We start from the raw sequence: 19,281 nt of genomic DNA, 5'->3' as shown, positions 1-19,281 counted from the left end.
TTCAAGAACATAAAATGGTGACAGGAATGCAATCTTACCACCATGAGCTTTTGAGTTTATTAGGCGCACAATATAAAGCGGTTTATTCCTGAATTAGGTGCGGAATGAAGGTTATGAAGGAGGGTTTTAGCCTTTCATTTGGAAGAATAAAATTATTTCAGGTTTGTCATGCTCAAACATCAACCTATTACACACAGCTCAACTTAATTCTTTCTCTTCGAATCACAGCTAGCTCTCCGCTCAACAAACATATTTAAATCGGCTCTGATAAATGAAAATCAGCACTGTTACCAGCCTAAATCACTTTTTAATTCATCAAGCGTGTTGGCACGGTGAACACCTATCCCGTTCTCTAGATCATGAATTGCCTGTAACGTCTCGCTATTCGGTTGCAGCAACCCATCCGGCTGCGGCTAATCGATTAATAACCATACTTCACTTTTATATAGTCGTTGTTCCACTACCGGCAAAAGGATCAGAAACGCTCAACACATCAAAACTGCCAAGCAAATCAGTTCTTGCCTCTGTATTCTTTGAAAGGAGGGTTTTACCCCTCCTGTTTAATTCTAATACTTAATTAATTACCTATTAAGCCTGACCTTTTACTTCTTTCAGGCCATAGAAAGGAGCGCGGTTACCCAAAGCTTCTTCAATACGGATCAATTGGTTGTATTTAGCAACGCGATCAGAACGGCTCATAGAACCGGTTTTGATTTGACCTGCTGCGGTCCCTACTGCCAGATCAGCAATAGTCGCATCTTCCGTTTCACCAGAACGATGAGAAATGACCGCCGTGTAACCAGCGTCTTTTGCCATTTTAATCGCTGCCAGTGTTTCTGTCAGAGAACCAATTTGGTTGAATTTAATCAGAATGGAGTTAGCAATGCCTTTCTCAATACCTTCTTTCAGGATCTTAGTATTGGTAACAAATAGGTCATCACCAACCAACTGGATTTTCTCGCCCAATACTTTCGTTTGGTAAGCGAAACCTTCCCAGTCAGATTCATTCAAGCCATCTTCAATAGAAACAATCGGATATTTTCTGGTCAAATCTTCCAGGTAGTGTGTGAACTCTTGAGAAGTGAAAGTTTTACCTTCACCTTTCAGTTCGTAGTTACCGGTTTCTGAGTTGTAGAATTCAGAAGCAGCACAATCCATAGCCAAAGTGACATCTTTGCCCAAAACATAACCGGCTTGTTCTATCGCTTCTTTGATAGCAGCCAGCGCCGCAGCGTTAGATTCCAAGTTAGGCGCATAGCCCCCTTCGTCACCAACCGCAGTGCTCATACCTTTTGCTTTCAGAACTTTAGCCAAACTATGGAAAACTTCTGAGCCAATACGAACCGCCTCTTTCAGCGTCTTTGCACCAACCGGCTGAATCATAAATTCCTGGATATCAACGTTGTTATCCGCGTGCTCACCACCATTGATGATGTTCATCATCGGCAACGGCATAGAGAATTTACCCGGAGTGCCATTCAATTCAGCAATGTGCTCGTACAATGGCATGCCTTTCGCTGCTGCCGCTGCCTTAGCGTTAGCCAGAGAAACCGCCAGAATCGCATTAGCACCGAATTGAGATTTATTTTCAGTACCATCCAGGTCGATCATGATTCTGTCGATGTTAGTCTGATCTTTCGCATCCTGACCGATAACTGCCTGTGCAATCGGGCCATTTACTGCATCAACAGCTTTCAGTACACCTTTACCCATAAAACGGGATTTGTCACCGTCACGCAGTTCCAACGCTTCGCGAGAACCGGTAGATGCACCAGAGGGTGCAGCCGCTAAACCCACAAAACCCCCTTCCAGATGCACTTCTGCTTCTACGGTTGGGTTACCACGGGAGTCAATGATTTCACGACCGATCACTTTAACGATTTTGGACATTAGGTTTTCCTCAGTACAAGTTACATTTCAGGTAAGTGACGGAAACACTTCATACCGTCACTCACTGCACATCTTATTTGATCTGGCCTTTCTGGTATTTACCGGCGGCTTTAACAAAACCAATAAACAACGGATGGCCATCACGAGGAGTGGAAGTAAATTCTGGGTGGAACTGACAAGCCACGAACCAAGGATGGTCAGGGATCTCAATAATTTCGACTAATTTATTGTCTACTGAACGACCCGCGACCCGCAGACCAGCATCTTCAATACGTTTCAGTAGTAAATTATTCACTTCATAACGATGCCGATGACGCTCAACAATCGTATCTGCCCCATACAAAGCGCGCACCAAGCTATCTTTTGTCAGGTGGCATGGCTGCCCGCCCACACGCATCGTTCCACCAAGATCACTCTCTTCGCTACGCACTTCTAAATTACCGTCTTCATCACGCCATTCAGTGATCAGACCAACAACCGGGAACCGACAATCAGGTTCAAATTCTGTTGAGCTGGCTTTTTCCAAACCCGCAACATGACGAGAAAACTCAATCAATGCTACCTGCATGCCGAGACAGATTCCCAGATAAGGAATGTTGTTCTCACGCGCATAACGGGCTGTCATGACCTTGCCTTCTACACCACGGCCGCCGAAACCACCAGGAACCAGAATCGCATCCAGTCCCTTCAATAATTCAACGCCACGAGTTTCAACATCCTGGGAATCAAGCAGTTTGATGTTAACCGTCAGGCGATTTTTCAATCCGCCGTGTTTCAATGCCTCAATCACGGATTTGTACGCATCAGGCAGTTCAACGTATTTACCCACCATTCCAATAGTGACTTCACCGGAAGGATTAGCTTCTTCGTAAATGACCTGCTCCCATTCGGACAAATTTGCTTCCGGGCAATCAAGGCTGAATCGTTTACAAATATAATCATCTAAGCCTTGAGATTTCAATAGCCCTGGGATTTTATAAATGGAATCAACGTCTTTTAGGGAGATAACCGCTTTTTCTGGCACATTACAGAAAAGAGCAATTTTTGCACGCTCATTAGCAGGAATGACACGATCTGAACGACAAATCAGAATATCCGGTTGAATACCGATAGAAAGCAGTTCTTTTACCGAGTGCTGAGTCGGCTTAGTTTTAACTTCGCCAGCCGCTGCCAGATAAGGCACCAGTGTCAGATGCAGATACAAAGTGTGTTCACGGCCAACTTCTACCGCCATTTGACGAATAGCTTCAAGAAATGGCAGCGATTCGATATCACCGACAGTACCACCGACTTCCACCAGCACCACGTCATGGCCTTCTCCACCACTGATGATGCGATCTTTAATTTCATTGGTGATGTGAGGAATAACTTGAACCGTCGCCCCCAGATAGTCGCCACGGCGCTCTTTACGCAAAACTTCGGAATAAACTCGCCCCGTAGTGAAGTTATTGCGGCGAGTCATTTTAGTGCGGATGAAACGCTCATAGTGACCTAAATCGAGATCAGTTTCAGCGCCGTCTTCGGTAACGAAGACCTCCCCATGTTGGATAGGGCTCATCGTACCTGGATCGACATTGATGTACGGGTCCAGTTTCATAATCGTGACATTGAGTCCACGGGCTTCGAGTATAGCCGCCAAAGAGGCTGCGGCAATGCCTTTACCCAGAGAGGATACGACCCCGCCGGTCACAAAAATATAATTAGTTTTCATGCTGAACCTGAAAGTTTAGGTTTAAAGATGATGGATATAACTAGGACGGGAAAGCAGTATACCCGAACCTTAAATTTGCCACAAATAATCTGAACGCAAATAAGGTATTTTTCCCGCATTTTGTTGTCCCACATTAACCCCATCTCTGCTTAAGCACAGCCGATTCATTCGTTGTACATGGGTAATAGCCCTTTCATAGCATTATCAATGTCAACATGAGCACAGACACAAACTTTATTTTCCATGAAGTCAATCGCGCCTGTTTATTCTCAATGTCGGACAATTTTATTGCTTTAATTGATTAAAAAACAGTAATATTGCTTCTATAGTGATCATTTCATCTAAATCACGCTCACCACAAAGGCTCAATATAGGTAACAATCGCTTATGATTTAAGGAACGATGCCATGATTATACTGACTCAGGAACAATTCGATAAAATTATTGATGCAGAGGACAATACTTATATTGAAAAAATCAGGCAATGCATTTTGTCAGAACATGCCGACTTGGTTGTGCATGAGGATGAGAAAAATTTGCATAAGCGGCTTAAAGAAGCCTATCGGTATTTAATCGAAGACCTGGGCTTTAAAGATAAAAAGCTGATTAAATCATACCTTTATTTAACGGCATTTAATCTTAATTTCCACGGTGTACCAGAAATCAAAAATGCCCTTGAAGCAGGAGAAAACCCGGAACAACAATACAAAGATATCTTGAGAATAATAGATAAATTGTTGAAAAGGAGCAATTAACATGCCTTTACCTCTGTTAGTCCCGGCAGCCCTGACTGCTGCCGAATATGCGGCATCAGCCCTTGCGGGCATATTGGTTGGCGTTGGTGTGGGCCTCGGCGTTACGGAAATGACAAAAGACAAGGATGATGAAAAAGAGCAAGCGGAAGCCCGAACGGATGTGATCAGTACAACAAGGGAAGAATGCAAGGCTTGCCCCGCCATTGAGAAAGTGAGTCCCAGTTGGGAAAGCACCAGTTCATATTCACAGGTTACCCTTGATTATCAACTCCAGATAGCCAAAACCGTTTACAAACCGGACGTAAAACTCATACAGGTATGGGAATGTCTGGGGGTCAGTTTTGATGGCTGGCGACCAAAAGCATGCCTATTTCTGGAATCCAAAGCGAAATATGATCAGTTTTTTAGGAATGGAGAACCGATGGAATGGTGGACGGGAGATGAACCCATGAAAGATCAAGGAAGGCGACAGCAAAACGTATGTACCTCATTGAACTGCATTCCACGTTCCCATTGGCATTTTATGGAACCTGTAAGCGCCGGTTATTATTCACAGGAATTTTCTGAATTCCACAACATTAAAGTATTTCATACCCCTTTACTCGGATAGTGTGAGGTTAATGCATGGCTATTTTATCGACAAAAATAAAACTATATTTTGACTGGAAAAAACCTTTGACTCCTCAGGTGGCATTGTCTGATTTGTATGAGATAACACAACAGATTGATCAACTCTTCGGGCGCCAAAAAACCTGGTATTTGACAGGTCATACCCGTAAGGAAGCATTGGAACAGCTTGTTTTTGAAGGGGACCACCCGACGAAAAAAGCGGTTCAAGAGTTTGAAAAAAGCTATAAAAAAAATTTCCCTTTTATAGGAAAGAAAATCTGGGATGGTGAAGTTGATGACCTTGCCTGTTCCCTATTTTATGAGAACTATCGTATTGATAAACTGGGGCAAATTAAGCTAACAATAAAGCTTAAGATTGACGAAAAAGATTTTCAGTTTTCACGGTTGATTGATTTTATTACCTTTTTGGTTTTCAGCCGTAATGCCCCCTACATTATGGTGGAAACTAACGGCTATACCTTGAAACGAAATCAGGTATTTCCCGACAGGTTAAGTGCAGGTTGGATGATTTATTTACCCTTCGTTATAGACCCCTCATTGTTACCAATGGCAGATGAAATCTTGCCTATTGCCAATGATAAAGAGCAATTGGGCACATTAATCATCACCAAAAAAGGCATTTTTGACGGTGAAAAGCAGGACGATATTGATAAAGCCAATGATGTTGAAATTCAGTTGTTAAATCTGGGATTACTACCATTAATTACTGAGGTTTAACGGCGACGAGGTAATTTTTTATTCTTCATCATTCTTTTGATATTTTTTCGTGAATTAGCATCACTTTCCATTTCCGCTTTTTTCGTGTGGATAACAGCCCCTTGGGCTGTTTGCCATTCCTTTACTCAAAAAATAAAAATTCCAGCTTCCATGCTACTCTTTCCGATTACTGTTTCTTAACCTGTTGCCACATTTGTTCCATTTCTTCCAATGTTGCCGCTTCCAAAGTGTGACCTTGCTTTAGAATCAGCTTTTCTACTTCTCTAAATCGATGCTCAAACTTATTGCATGCTTTTTGCAATGCAATTTCCGGTTTGTAGCCCAGATGACGGGACAAATTCACAACAGCAAACAACAGATCACCAATCTCTTCCTCCAAATGCTGTTGATCAACCACCGCCTGATGAGCCTCATCCATTACTTCGTCGATCTCTTCATAAACTTTGTCTAACACCGGCCCCAAAGTATCCCAGTCAAAACCAACCGCAGCACAACGTTTCTGTATTTTATACGCTTTCATCAATGCCGGCAGACTTGCCGGAATGTCATCAAGGACCGAATGTAGATCTTTTTGCGCTCTTTCCTGCGCCTTACGTTTTTCCCAACCACTGATAGCCACATCACCGCTGATATCCTGCTGCTGACCGAAAATATGTGGATGGCGGCGCTCTAATTTATCGCTAATCGCATTGCAGATATCATCAAAATCAAACAACTGTTGCTCTTTGCCCATTTCAGCATAGAACACCACCTGAAATAATAGATCACCCAATTCTTCTTTCAGATCAGAAAAATCACCCCGTTCAATGGCATCAATGACTTCATAAGTCTCTTCTAATGTATAAGGTGCGATGGTTTTGAATGTCTGTTGTTTGTCCCAAGGACATCCCTGTTGAGGATGGCGTAACTGTGCCATAATCCCCAGTAACCGTTTTATACCCGTCATCTTTCAAGTTGCCTCTTTGTTGGCTGCACTCGCTCACCCCGGTCACATCGTTTGCTATGCTCCCGGGGATTCTCTCCCTTGCCGTCGCGATGCAGCTTGAAATCCATAGGGTATATAGCAGATGATTTCATTTTTTATCCAGATTTTCCTGCGGTCAGTTGCCATGAAGACGTTTGGCTTCAATAACATCCGCTAACTGATTGATTTTCGCCAAGATCCGCCCCAGTACTTGCAGGTTATAAATCTCAATATTCATGTCAATGGTGGCAATCTGCTGTTTTACATCACTACGGCTACTCACCCCAAGTACATTCACCTTCTCATTCGCCAGAATCGTGGTGATATCACGCAATAATCCACTACGATCGTTCGCAACAACACGCACAATCAGTGAGTAACCACTGGAATAGCTCTCTCCCCAAACCGCATCCACCACCCTTTCAGGCGCATTTGCCTGCAACTCTGCCAGTTGTTCACAATCAACCCAATGGATAGAGATCCCTCGGCCACGTGTGATAAAGCCGACAATCTCATCACCAGGAATGGGCTGGCAGCAACGGGCAATGTGATGCATCAAATTACCCACACCTTCTACCACAATCCGCCCGTCATCTTTAGCAGAACTACGCTGAGGATGTGATTTACTCTCTAAATTGCGAAGCGCTTCCCGATCTGCATCCTCTGCGGTGGTTTTCTTGAGTTTGCTTTGTAAGAAATTGACCAATTGGTTAATACGGATATCACCAACGCCAATTCCCGCCAGTACTTCATCAAGTGTATGGACGTTATAACGGGCAATAAGCAGCTTTTCCGCCTCTTTTAGGCTGATATCCACGTGTTCCAGTTCGTTATCCAGCATCTGACGACCCGCGATAATGTTTTTATCCCGATCCTGTTTACGGAACCAATTATGGATTTTCGCCCGACCGCGGCTTGTGGTGACATAACCCAAGTTTGGATTTAACCAATCACGACTTGGGTTCGGGTGTTTCTGGGTGATGATTTCAATCTGATCGCCCATTTGCAACTGATAGCTGAATGGCACAATGCGACCACTGATTTTCGCCCCAATACAACGATGTCCCACATCGCTGTGAATATGGTAAGCAAAATCCAGCGGCGTAGAACCGGTAGGTAGATCAATAACATCGCCTTTCGGTGTAAATACATATACCCGATCATCAAACACCTGACTGCGAACTTCATCCAGCATCTCACCAGAATCAGCCATCTCTTCCTGCCATGCGATCAGTTTACGTAGCCATGCAATGCGTCCTTCATATCCGGCACGACTGCCCGCCATTGCCCCCTCTTTATATTTCCAGTGGGCGGCTATCCCCAATTCTGCATCTTCATGCATCTGACGGGTGCGAATCTGGATTTCCAGTGTCTTACCACCCGGCCCAAGCACCACAGTATGAATGGATTGGTAGCCATTCGGCTTCGGGTTAGCAACATAATCATCGAATTCATCCGGCAAATGACGATAGTGAGTATGCACTATCCCCAGTGCCGCATAGCAATCCTGCAAACGTTCAACCACAACCCGTACAGCCCGAACATCAAACAATTCATCAAATGCCAGCGATTTTTTCTGCATTTTGCGCCAGATGCTGTAGATATGTTTAGGACGCCCGTATATCTCAGTGGTGATGCCCTCTTTGAGGGTATACTTACGTAATGTTTTGACAAAGTGATCAATATACTGCTCACGATCAATGCGGCGTTCATGCAGTAATTTCGCAATTTTTTTATATTCATCAGGATGGAGATAACGGAAGCAGTAATCCTCAAGTTCCCATTTAAGTTGACCAATGCCTAGTCGGTTAGCGAGCGGCGCATAAATGTTGGAACACTCTTTCGCAGCCAGTACACGCTCATCTTCAGTCGCCTCTTTAACTTCCCGCAAATGGGCAATCCGCTCTGCCAATTTGATAATGACACAACGAAAATCTTCCACCATTGCCAGTAGCATCCGGCGAACATTATCAACCTGTACAGAGCAGATTGAGTCGTGATGAGTGGCTTTTAAGTGGCGAATGGCATCCATCTCTATAACACCTTTCACCAGATTGGTAATCACACTACCAAACGCCTCAGTGACCGTTTGATCGTCAAGTAATTTGGCATCCACCAACGGGAACAGTAGCGCAGCACGCATACTGTCATTATCCATACTCAGCGTGGAGAGGATCTCAACCATCTCTACACCACGCCATAACAGAAGTTCTGAATCAGGATGATTCTGCGCTTTTTCGTGACAATAACGCCAGGTTTCGGCTAATTTCTCACCCAATTGAAGATTCGCTATATTTAAACTCGCGACCCACCTGTTTACTGCAAACTCTCCCGCAGGGGTTAAATGAGCACTTCTTACCGCAACCATAATCTCTCCCGACTACTTCATAGCTTCTACCCAACCACGCTTTAACGGCTAAATAGCACCATTGACTCCAGATGACCTGTATGCGGAAACATATCCAGCATCCGCACACTGATAATTTGATAGCCAGCCTCAAGCAGAATCTTACTGTCCCGCGCCAATGTTGTTGGATTACAAGAGACGTAGACCACTTTCTCTGGCGCTAGCTCAACAATGTGTGACATGACGCCTGCCGCCCCAGCACGCGCCGGATCTAATAAAACCTTGTTAAACCCCAGTTTCGCCCAAGGTTGATGATGTATGTCAGCTTCCAGGTTCTCATGGCAGAAAGATATGTTATCCAAATTATTTAATCTGGCATTATATTGCCCATTAGCTACCAACGTGGCAACCCCTTCGACTCCGACCACAGATTGCACTATGCGACCAATAGGTAAGGTAAAATTCCCCATTCCACAGAATAGATCAAGCACGTTATCATTCGGTTGTAAATCGAGCCACTCTATCGCCTGAGCAACCATTTGTTGATTCACCTGATCGTTAACCTGAATAAAATCTCTTGGACTGAAAACCAGTTTCAAACCACCTACTTGATACCAGGGTTCCGGCGGTTCATTCAGTGATTCAAGTGAGGTTTCATCCACCGCCAGATAAACAGCAACATTATGTTGCACGGAAAATGAGCATAGTTTCTCTTTATCTTCCCGCTTCAAGGGATCAAGATGGCGCAATATTATCAATGGACCATTATCTGCTAGCACCAACTCCACATGTCCCAACCGTTTAACTGCTTTCAAGTTATTCAGACACTGAGATAATGGCTGCAATAATTGTTCCAATTCAGGTCGCAAAACAGGGCACTCTTTTATAGCAACTAATTCATTGGATTGATTTTGACGAAATCCCATCACCAATTGGCGCTGTTTTATTTGATAATGTAAACCAAGCCTTGCCCGGCGACGATAACCATATTCGGGACCAAAAATCACCGGTTTGGCAGAAACCGTTACACCCGTTTCTCGCCTAATCAGATGTCCGAGAACGTTAGCTTTACTTTCACGTTGTAAATCAGGTGCAACATGTTGTTGCTGACAACCGCCACATACTCCAAAATGAGGACAACGGGGATTTACACGATATGGACTGTCAGATAAACGCTTAACCAACTTTGCTTTTGCAAACTGTCGCTTTTCTTCCGTTAGTTGTACCTGTGCCTGTTCACCGGGCAATAACCCAGCGACAAAAATAGTTTTACCCTGATAGCGAGCTACGCCCTGCCCCTGGGCATCCAGATTATCAGCAGTAACTGTGATGATATGTCGATTTACCGTTCGACGATTGGGAGAATAAAATTGCACCATGATTCTTACGGACTATGAATTATTAAGTTCTTATTTTCCCATAATGGACGATTATGACCAAATATAGCTTACGCATCCGCATGATGAGCCTGATCCTAGTGCCAATTTTACTGGTTGGCATGTTTTTCAGTATCTCATTTCTCTGTTATCACTATCGTGAACTGGAAAACCAAATTGTTCGATCCGGGATCAGTATTATTGAACCCCTGTCGATCGCCAGTGAAATTGGCATCAACCTGCATAACCGTGAAAGCGTCAATTCATTGATAACCCGGCTTCACCGCAGAAATTCTGAGATAGTTCGAGCGATTGCCATTTTTAACGATGATAATCAGCTATTTGATATCTCAAACTATAAATACAATTCAGCTCAACTACAGATCTCGCCAGATATGCCTCTGCCAACCACCTTGACAAAAATGGAGGTTAAAAACAGTATTATTTTACGTATGCCGATTATTTCAGAACACCATCTGTCCCAGAATCATCAGCATTCTGACGCCCCATCTTTACGTCCGATTGGTTACATCGCCATTGATCTTGATTTACGGTCAGCTCACTTACAGCAATATAAAGAAATCGTTATTTTTATATTACTCTTACTCATTTGCCTTGGTTGGGCATCGCTGTTCGCCTACCATTTGGTTCGTAAAATCACAAAACCTATCAGCGATATCGTCAGTACTGTCGATAGAATTCGCCAAGGACAATTAAACAGCCGTGTCAGTGGGAAATATTTTGGTGAATTAGATACGCTAAAAAATGGCATTAATGCAATGGCCAAATCACTCTCCAGCTATAAAGAAGAGATGCAAAACGATATCGATCAAGCCACGTCGGATCTGCGGGAAACAATGGAGCAATTCGAAATTCAGAACGTTGAACTGGCAATAGCGAAAAAACGTGCGCAGGAAGCGGCCAGAATAAAAACGGAATTTCTGGCAAATATGTCTCATGAATTACGCACACCACTTAATGGCGTAATTGGCTTTACCCGCCAAGCACTGAAAACACCTTTAACAATACAGCAAACTGAATATCTGTATATTATCGAGCGTTCCGCTAATCATCTACTGAACATTATCAATGACATATTGGATTTTTCGCGGCTTGAAGCGGATAAATTGGTATTGGAAAACGTTCCATTCCTTTTACAGGATATGATTGATGAGGTCATGGTGTTACTGACACTCAGCGCCAAAAGTAAGAATATTCAGCTAACCCACCATGTTGATCCCCAAATACCGAATCTGGTTGTAGGCGACCCGACACGCCTACAGCAAATATTCACCAATATTATCGGTAACGCGATTAAATTCACTGACCAAGGTTCTGTGGAGATAAAGATCAACCTGCTACAACAGAAACACCATAAAATCAATTTAGAGATTACGGTCAGCGATACAGGTATTGGTATCAGTCCTGAACAGCAACCTCATCTATTTCAGGCTTTTCATCAAGCAAATGCCAGCATTTCCCGCCGTTATGGCGGCACCGGCCTCGGTCTGGTCATTACACGGAAACTGATCCAAGAAATGGGCGGGAATATCAGCTTTACCAGTGAGCCTAAGAAAGGTTCTGTTTTCCGTTTTGATTTATGGCTAGGAAAAGACGATTTCATTCTAACCGACTCAGTTGTACCACAAAAGACGCTTATCCATCCCCCACGTTTACCGATGACAGTCATGGCCGTTGACGATAATCCAGCTAACCTCAAACTAATAGGTTCATTACTGGAAGAAATCGTGGAAAAAACCGTGCTATGCAGCAGTGGAGAAGAAGCTTTGCAGTCAGCAACCTCTCACCATTTTGATCTTATTCTGATGGATATTCATATGCCAGGTATGGATGGTATCTGTACTTCCGACCGCATCCACCAGCTACCGCAACACCGCAGTACACCGATCATTGCGGTTACAGCTTATACCTGCCGACCAAAGGGCGATACAGATCAATCTCCATTCGAGGATTTCCTGACCAAACCTCTCAATGAAGATCGTCTGAAATCAGTGTTAAATCGCTACGTTAAAACGCCAAAATCACAACATATTAACTGGCCATTAGCACTACAACAGGCCATCGGAAAAGAACAGATAGCTATAAGCATGTTGCAAATGTTGGTAGATTTACTGCCAACCATTAAAACAATCACAGAAAAAGTTTTGTCAGGGGAAACGGTGGAAGATTATCAGCAGCAGATCCATAAACTGCACGGTAGCTGCTGTTATAGCGGTGTACCACAACTTAAATCCCTCTGCCAATTAATTGAACAACAATTACAACAAGGCGTTCAATTAACCGATATAGAACCTGAATTGTTGGAACTGACAGATGAAATTGATCATGTCCTTACCGCCGCCCAAAAGATATTGAATCGCAGCGAGAATACTAATTGCACACAATAAACTTACGATACTCTTCATAAGCATAATTATCTGTCATGCCACTGATGTAATCCTGAATAAGACGAGCGCGATAATAGAATTCGAGCAGGTCTTTTTCAGCTTGGTCAGTGGCAACAATTTTCTCCACGGCTTCACCATAAGCGAGACGATGCTTGGTGGACAGTTTGTGTAGCAGCCGAGTTTCCATAAAATAATCTTTGTGGAAATTGTTCTGGTTCAGTTCCACAAAATCCTGACGGGACATCTTCAATAACGGACAATAAAAATCTAATAATCCATTAATGACTCGGTATCCCTGTAACTCCAATTTTTCAATCTCAGGGTGATTAAACACTCTCTTACAAGCAATGTTTTTCAACGTCCTAAGCAACCGATGCTCCTCGCTCTTATCTTCAAGTAGCGCTTGATTAAATGAACCCTCAAAAACAGCCGGCAGATGATCAATAAAACGACGAGCAGTATAAGGCACAAGCTTACCGGTAATATAAACCCGCAAATACATAAAAAATTGATCTTGCTGACTTCGACGTAATTCGTTACCGTGAGTCCCCTTGTACGCCTTTCGGACCGTTAAGTCGAATAGATCCCCAGCCCGATGACCGCCATTTTCTTGCCACTCCTGTTCCAAATATCCCATCAATGTATCGACGCTGAAAATCGCTTTTTCAACAGCATCATCCAAATCTGCAATGCAATAAGAGATATCATCTGCTGCTTCCATAATATAAGTCAGTGGGAAGCGACAGAACTCACCCATTTTAAGCTCACGACGTAATTCGCGAACAAAATGCTCCTCCGACCAATAAAAACCTGGCTTTTTCATCAAATAATTAAATTGATTTGGTGTTTCTTCAAGACGAAAAGCCGGGCAAGTATATTTTAGAATACAACCAAGCTGGGCATAAGTCAGATTGAGTTTTAATAAGCTATGCACCATACGGATAGCCTGAGCATTCCCTTCAAACTGACATAAATCTTTACGCAACTGGCGACGAAAGAGATCTTTTTTCACATCACCACATAAATGCAATGCGGGGATTTCGCATCGATCTTCCCGCTTAATATTTTCCAGGGAAAAATTAAGATCGAGCTTTTTGGCAAACCAATCTTTAATTGCCGCTTCACCAAAATGACCAAAGGGTGGATTACCAATATCGTGCATTAAACAAGCCATTTCAATCAAACTTTCAAATGATAATAGCCGTTTATCCAACCCGTAATCGGCCAGCAAATTACGCGTTTTCAATTCATTAATAATCGTTTTCGAAATATAGCGCCCAACCTGTTGCACTTCTAATGAATGCGTCAAGCGACTGCGGACAGCGGCATTATTTTCCAGCGGAAAAACCTGTGTTTTTTGCTGTAAACGACGAATAGCCGCTGAATTCATAATCCGCCCACGATCGCTTTCAAACTGGCGAATAACCTGCTCTTCATCATTAGGATCAACATGATACTGACGGTATTTACGCTGATAGTTAAGCTTTTGACTAAAGTCTATCCCGGACATTTATCCCCCCGACTTGTGAGATAGCACTGTTTTACACCACAGATTATCTGATTGTTCCGTATTAGATGTTAAACTCAAACACGGAATGATTTTATATGATTAATTAATCAACAGCGAGTATGACATCATGAAAGTAGGCGTGATAGGTGCTATGGAGCAAGAAGTGACTTTACTGCGCGATCAAATTGAAGATCGCCAAACATTGTCACGAGGTGGCTGCGAAATCTATACCGGTAAACTCAACGGCGTGGAGATCGCACTGTTAAAATCCGGTATTGGTAAAGTTTCTGCTGCAATTGGTACAACTTTACTGCTTGAAAATTGTCAGCCTGATGTAATTATTAACACCGGATCAGCGGGTGGTCTTGATCCGAAACTGCAAATCGGTGATATCGTGGTATCCCACGAAGTTCGCTATCATGATGCTGATGTTACCGCTTTTGGTTATGAGCCCGGCCAGATGGCACAATGCCCCCCGGCTTTCGGGGCGGATGACCAGCTAATTGATCTGGCAGAAAAATGTATTCATTCACTGAATCTGAATGCAGTACGTGGGCTAATTTGCAGCGGTGATGCATTTATTAACGGTGCAGAACCACTAGCGCGCATCCGGGCAACTTTCCCACAAGTGACGGCGGTAGAAATGGAAGCCGCAGCAATAGGGCATGTCTGCCATCAATACAACACCCCATTTGTGGTGGTACGTGCTATCTCTGATGTGGCGGATAAAGAATCTCATATCAGCTTTGATGAATTTCTTGCCGTGGCCGCTCGCCAATCTACATTAATGGTCAACGCAATGCTGACAACTCTGAATAAAGACAAATAATATATTACTGAAAGAATCACGCCCTGATGAATACTTTCGGGCGTGTTTACGGACAATATATTTCATGTTTTAAAGAGCGTACATCTATGAAATGGATAAAAAGCACGGGTTCAATTGGATTATCGCTTTTACTGTTTCTCAGTAGTTTCAGCCATTCTCTGTATGCAGCTCCCTTACGGGTAATCAGTTTATCTCCGTCAACGACAGAATTAGCCTATGCCGCCGGGCTAGGTGACAACCTGATTGCCGCCAGCGCCTACTCTGATTATCCCCCTCAAGCCCGTAAACTTGAGCAAGTAGCTAACTGGCAAGGCATCAATCTGGAACGCATTATTACCCTTAAACCTGAGCTGATTCTGGCATGGCGTGGCGGTAATCCCCAACGTCCACTGGAACAACTTGCTGCTTTTGGCATTAAAATCTTTTATTCCGACCCCACAACCACCGAACAGATAGCGCAGGATTTAGAACGACTCGCTGAATATAGTCCTCACCCAGAACAAGCAAAAAAATCCGCGACTGAACTGCGTCAACGATTTGCCGATTTGCAACAAAAATATGCCACTACAACCCCTAAACCGGCCTTTTTACAATTCGGTACTTATCCTCTATTCACTACTTCTGGACATACACTGCAAAGTGAAGTGCTTTCAATCTGTGGCGGCAGAAATATTTTTGCCAACAGCCCTGTTCCTTGGCCTCAAGTCAGTCGTGAACAAGTCCTCATCAGGAAACCTGAGATAATTGTTATCAGCGGTGGACAAGAACAGGTCAAATTAATTGAAAATTTCTGGCATCCACAATTGCGTGCCAAAGTCATTACATTACATGAAGATTGGTTTCACCGCGCGGGACCGCGCATCATTCTGGCAGCCGAACAGCTATGCCAGCAATTGAATGACAAGGATTCTTGATAAAGCAAAATCGTTTTATACCCGATGGATTGCAAGAGGGCTCCCGAAAATGGGTCATCATATTCAGACCCATTACGGGAAATTGCCTGGAATCAGATACTGAAAGAAGAACCACAACCACACGTTGTCTTCGCATTAGGGTTCGTGACGATAAAACGTGAACCTTCCAGACCTTCGGTATAATCAACACAACCGCCAACCAAATATTGTAGGCTCATCGGATCAACAACCAACTCCACACCCTGTTTCTCAATGGTCATATCACCTTCATTTATTTGATCATCAAAGGTAAAACCATACTGGAAGCCACTACATCCACCACCAGTGATATAAACCCGTAAACGCAAGTTTGGGTTTTCTTCATCCGAAACCAAGATTTTCACTTTGTGTGCCGCGGCATCCGTAAACTGCAAAGGTAATACGATATCATCGCTCATCATTTTTTACTCCAAACTGGAACTCGGCAAAAATATTCAGAAGACAACAAAAATTTGCCGATCATTAATAACCCGAATTATCCAATACCTGATTAGTTGGTTCAAGTTTTGTCATTTCGATAACACACGAACCGCCAAAAAGTTATCATACATTTGTTTACCATCGCGGCTACCTTAACGACAAACGCAAGCCTTTTACGATAGCTTCAAAGAAGCAGTAAACCATCACATGCAGTTAAACCCTCCGTCAATCAATTAACGGTAAGCAGGAAAAAATATTGATTTATCATCATGATTAGTTACTTTATTGAATATTTATCAAAGTAACCATGTGGAGTTCCTATGCGAAAAATGTTGCCACTGATGCTTGCTGTCACCTTGACAGGTTGTGCTGCTCATAGCAAACAAGTCGATATCGACAGCTATACCTCGAAAAAAATTAATGAAATTATAGAAAACCAAGTAAAACCGGGAAATAAAGATAATCCTGGTGAAATAATAAAAAACGTCTCTTATCAATTCTTGGGCACACCCTATACCGCAAACAAACTTATTGGCTCCCCTACTGAATCTGAAAAATTAGTTATCGACTTCAACGGGCTAGACTGCTTTACTTTCCTTGATTATGTCGAATCGTTAAGGAAATCCAACGACCAAAATGACTTTATAAAAAATCTCACCCAGACAAGATATATCGACGGAAAGATTCGCTTTTTGCAAAGAAAACACTTCTTTACAGATTGGTCAACCAGAGAAAAATTAAACGCCAAAGATATAACGGATGAAATAAGTTCTTCTTACATAGCAATCACAAAAAGCCTGAATAAAAAGGCTGATGGGAGCGAATATATCCCCGGACTGGGTGTTACCCAAAGAGATATCAAATATATTCCCGGTGATAAAGTCAACGATGATGTTATTAAGAACCTGAAAACAGGCGATTATATAGGAATATATACCCATCTTGCCGGATTGGATGTCACACATACCGGGATTTTTATTATGACAGATCATGGCCCAATGCTGAGGAACGCATCTTCACTTGCTGCGAATAAAAAAGTTGTCGATTCACCATTTCTTGATTACGTAAAGAATAAACCCGGAATTATCGTTCTAAGAGCATTATAATCCGAGGGGAAAACGACAAACCCACTTAAAAATAGATTCAGGAGCCTTTCATGAGCCAATCCGACATCCTCTATTCTCAGGCAAAACAACTTATTCCCGGCGGCGTCAACTCTCCGGTACGTGCATTTAATGGTGTTGGCGGTACTCCGCTGTTTATCAAACATGCTGATGGCGCTTATCTCTATGATGTTGATGGTAAAGCCTATATCGATTATGTCGGTTCCTGGGGACCCATGGTGTTGGGACATAACCACAGCGCTATCCGTAATGCTGTTATCAAAGCCGCGGAGCAAGGATTGAGTTTTGGCGCGCCCACCGCCGCTGAAGTGGAGATGGCGCAATTGGTGACTGAACTGGTGCCATCGATGGATATGGTACGCATGGTTAACTCAGGTACAGAGGCGACCATGAGTGCTATCCGTCTGGCCCGTGGTTATACCCATCGCGATAAGATCATCAAATTCGAAGGTTGCTATCACGGCCATGCTGATTGCTTGCTGGTGAAAGCCGGTTCTGGCGCGTTGACCATCGGCCAACCCAACTCTCCGGGGGTTCCGGTTGATTTCGTCAAACATACGCTGACCTGTACCTATAACGATTTGAGTTCAGTTCGGGAAGCGTTTGAAAAATATCCGCAAGAGATCGCCTGTATTATTGTCGAACCGGTTGCGGGTAATATGAACTGCGTACCGCCACAACCAGAATTCCTGCCCGGTCTACGAGCGTTGTGTGATGAGTTCTGCGCTCTGTTGATTATCGATGAAGTGATGACCGGTTTCCGCGTTGCCCTCTCCGGCGCACAATCTTATTACGGTGTCGAACCCGATATAACTTGCCTTGGCAAAATCATTGGTGGCGGTATGCCCGTTGGCGCTTTTGGTGGACGTTATGAAGTGATGGAGAAATTAGCGCCAATTGGCCCTGTTTATCAGGCGGGAACCCTATCCGGCAACCCGATTGCAATGGCTGCTGGCCTTGCTTGTCTGAAAGAAGTGTCTCAACCCGGTGTACATCAGCGTTTGACTGAGCTAACAGATAATCTGGCGGCTGGCCTGACGAAAGCAGCAAAAGCAGCCGGTATTCCTCTGGTAGTTAACCATGTCGGCGGTATGTTTGGCATTTTCTTTACCGATGCAGAAACCGTCACTAGCTATCAGGATGTGATGAATTGCGATATTGAACGTTTTAAACATTTCTTCCACCTGATGCTTGATGAAGGAGTTTATTTAGCGCCTTCTGCATTTGAAGCGGGTTTTATGTCTATTGCTCACACTGATGAAGATATTCAGCGTACGGTTAATGCAGCCGCTCGCTGCTTTGCCAAGCTGAAATAATTTCTTTGTGTTCAAATAATAGCGCCGTATTTTTACGGCGCTTATTCTTTCCATCCTTCGAATGGATCACAAGATTGTTCTTGCTGACACCACTCTTCTTTATTCAGAAAATCGTCGGGAATAGTTGTTCCCTTCAATGCCGCAAAAAATCCAGCCCAATCATGTGGCTTACAGGACAGTATTACATCTCCTGTCTCAGGATCTTTTCGAATAAAAACTTTATCAGAGTCAAACCGATAAGCTGCTGGCAGGCGTACCGCTTGACGCTTCCCATCCATAAACAATTTAGCTTTATGGCTCATACAACCTCCTGATATTGATTGGAATATCC

At 43.5% G+C, this 19,281-nt stretch carries 16 protein-coding genes and 1 pseudogene; 8 read left to right on the top strand and 9 right to left on the bottom strand.

Features of this window, described 5'->3' with window-relative positions; translation table 11 throughout:
• Positions 1 to 287: 287 nt before the first annotated feature.
• The 3 genes and pseudogenes from SLS51_RS13825 to pyrG form a co-directional block, all read right to left on the bottom strand.
• Positions 288 to 407 (bottom strand): annotated as a pseudogene (locus tag SLS51_RS13825) (type II toxin-antitoxin system RelB/DinJ family antitoxin); the annotation flags it as partial.
• A gap of 181 nt (positions 408 to 588) precedes the next feature.
• The gene (eno, locus tag SLS51_RS13820) at positions 589 to 1,890 is read right to left on the bottom strand and encodes a phosphopyruvate hydratase (protein ID WP_323839323.1); all 1,302 of its coding nucleotides are present in this window, start codon (positions 1,888 to 1,890) and stop codon (positions 589 to 591) included.
• Between the two features lie 73 nt (positions 1,891 to 1,963).
• Entirely contained in the window at positions 1,964 to 3,601 is a 1,638-nt protein-coding gene (pyrG, locus tag SLS51_RS13815; RefSeq protein WP_323839322.1) for a glutamine hydrolyzing CTP synthase, read from the bottom strand.
• Between the two features lie 407 nt (positions 3,602 to 4,008).
• On the opposite strand from pyrG, the gene SLS51_RS13810 reads away from it, so the two are divergent.
• The 3 genes from SLS51_RS13810 to SLS51_RS13800 are packed head-to-tail and all read left to right on the top strand — an operon-like array spanning position 4,009 to position 5,703.
• On the top strand, positions 4,009 to 4,356 hold the full coding sequence (locus SLS51_RS13810) for a hypothetical protein (RefSeq protein WP_036780498.1): 348 nt from the start codon (positions 4,009 to 4,011) through the stop codon (positions 4,354 to 4,356).
• 1 nt (position 4,357) lies between these two features.
• Positions 4,358 to 4,966, top strand: coding sequence for a restriction endonuclease fold toxin 5 domain-containing protein (locus tag SLS51_RS13805; protein WP_323839321.1), 609 nt, complete (start codon positions 4,358 to 4,360; stop codon positions 4,964 to 4,966).
• 14 nt (positions 4,967 to 4,980) lie between these two features.
• A complete protein-coding gene (locus SLS51_RS13800) occupies positions 4,981 to 5,703 on the top strand; it encodes a hypothetical protein (protein WP_323839320.1) in 723 nt (240 codons plus the stop codon).
• 166 nt (positions 5,704 to 5,869) lie between these two features.
• Here the strand turns inward: SLS51_RS13800 and mazG are convergent, their stop codons facing one another.
• The 3 genes from mazG to rlmD form a co-directional block, all read right to left on the bottom strand.
• Positions 5,870 to 6,649, bottom strand: a complete 780-nt coding sequence (gene mazG, locus SLS51_RS13795; RefSeq protein ID WP_323839319.1) for a nucleoside triphosphate pyrophosphohydrolase — start codon at positions 6,647 to 6,649, stop codon at positions 5,870 to 5,872.
• Positions 6,650 to 6,803: 154 nt separating this feature from the next.
• Positions 6,804 to 9,035 carry a GTP diphosphokinase gene (relA, locus tag SLS51_RS13790; RefSeq protein ID WP_323839318.1) on the bottom strand — a complete coding sequence of 744 codons (2,232 nt, stop codon included), beginning with the start codon at positions 9,033 to 9,035 and terminating at the stop codon, positions 6,804 to 6,806.
• A 41-nt stretch (positions 9,036 to 9,076) separates the two neighbouring features.
• The gene (gene rlmD / locus SLS51_RS13785; RefSeq protein ID WP_323839317.1) at positions 9,077 to 10,393 is read right to left on the bottom strand and encodes a 23S rRNA (uracil(1939)-C(5))-methyltransferase RlmD; all 1,317 of its coding nucleotides are present in this window, start codon (positions 10,391 to 10,393) and stop codon (positions 9,077 to 9,079) included.
• A 53-nt stretch (positions 10,394 to 10,446) separates the two neighbouring features.
• Between rlmD and SLS51_RS13780 the strand changes: the two genes are divergently transcribed.
• The gene (locus tag SLS51_RS13780; protein WP_323839316.1) at positions 10,447 to 12,798 is read left to right on the top strand and encodes an ATP-binding protein; all 2,352 of its coding nucleotides are present in this window, start codon (positions 10,447 to 10,449) and stop codon (positions 12,796 to 12,798) included.
• On the opposite strand, the gene dgt is transcribed toward SLS51_RS13780, so the two are convergent.
• Positions 12,782 to 14,308: a dGTPase gene (dgt, locus tag SLS51_RS13775; protein WP_323839315.1), complete on the bottom strand. Its 1,527-nt coding sequence runs from the start codon at positions 14,306 to 14,308 to the stop codon at positions 12,782 to 12,784. The genes SLS51_RS13780 and dgt overlap by 17 nt on opposite strands.
• A 127-nt stretch (positions 14,309 to 14,435) precedes the next feature.
• On the opposite strand from dgt, the gene mtnN reads away from it, so the two are divergent.
• Both mtnN and btuF read left to right on the top strand, forming a co-directional pair.
• The gene (gene mtnN, locus SLS51_RS13770; protein WP_323839314.1) at positions 14,436 to 15,137 is read left to right on the top strand and encodes a 5'-methylthioadenosine/S-adenosylhomocysteine nucleosidase; all 702 of its coding nucleotides are present in this window, start codon (positions 14,436 to 14,438) and stop codon (positions 15,135 to 15,137) included.
• An 86-nt stretch (positions 15,138 to 15,223) separates the two neighbouring features.
• Complete coding sequence (btuF, locus tag SLS51_RS13765) at positions 15,224 to 16,051, top strand: vitamin B12 ABC transporter substrate-binding protein BtuF (RefSeq protein WP_323839313.1); 828 nt, start codon at positions 15,224 to 15,226, stop codon at positions 16,049 to 16,051.
• Positions 16,052 to 16,143: 92 nt separating this feature from the next.
• On the opposite strand, the gene erpA is transcribed toward btuF, so the two are convergent.
• Positions 16,144 to 16,488: an iron-sulfur cluster insertion protein ErpA gene (erpA, locus tag SLS51_RS13760; protein ID WP_323839328.1), complete on the bottom strand. Its 345-nt coding sequence runs from the start codon at positions 16,486 to 16,488 to the stop codon at positions 16,144 to 16,146.
• Positions 16,489 to 16,830: 342 nt separating this feature from the next.
• Here erpA and SLS51_RS13755 point away from each other — a divergent pair, with 342 nt between their 5' ends.
• Together SLS51_RS13755 and hemL are read left to right on the top strand one after the other, a co-directional pair.
• On the top strand, positions 16,831 to 17,616 hold the full coding sequence (locus SLS51_RS13755) for a DUF1460 domain-containing protein (RefSeq protein WP_323839312.1): 786 nt from the start codon (positions 16,831 to 16,833) through the stop codon (positions 17,614 to 17,616).
• Between the two features lie 50 nt (positions 17,617 to 17,666).
• Positions 17,667 to 18,950: a glutamate-1-semialdehyde 2,1-aminomutase gene (hemL, locus tag SLS51_RS13750; protein ID WP_323839311.1), complete on the top strand. Its 1,284-nt coding sequence runs from the start codon at positions 17,667 to 17,669 to the stop codon at positions 18,948 to 18,950.
• 41 nt (positions 18,951 to 18,991) lie between these two features.
• Here hemL and SLS51_RS13745 read toward each other — a convergent pair whose 3' ends face one another.
• On the bottom strand, positions 18,992 to 19,252 hold the full coding sequence (locus tag SLS51_RS13745; RefSeq protein WP_323839310.1) for an antitoxin: 261 nt from the start codon (positions 19,250 to 19,252) through the stop codon (positions 18,992 to 18,994).
• Positions 19,253 to 19,281 lie beyond the last annotated feature (29 nt).

The organism is Photorhabdus africana, from assembly GCF_035181445.1.
Lineage (GTDB): Bacteria > Pseudomonadota > Gammaproteobacteria > Enterobacterales > Enterobacteriaceae > Photorhabdus > Photorhabdus laumondii.
The sequence above is the reverse complement of the archived record's forward strand: the minus strand, read 5'-3'. Positions and strand labels throughout refer to the sequence as shown.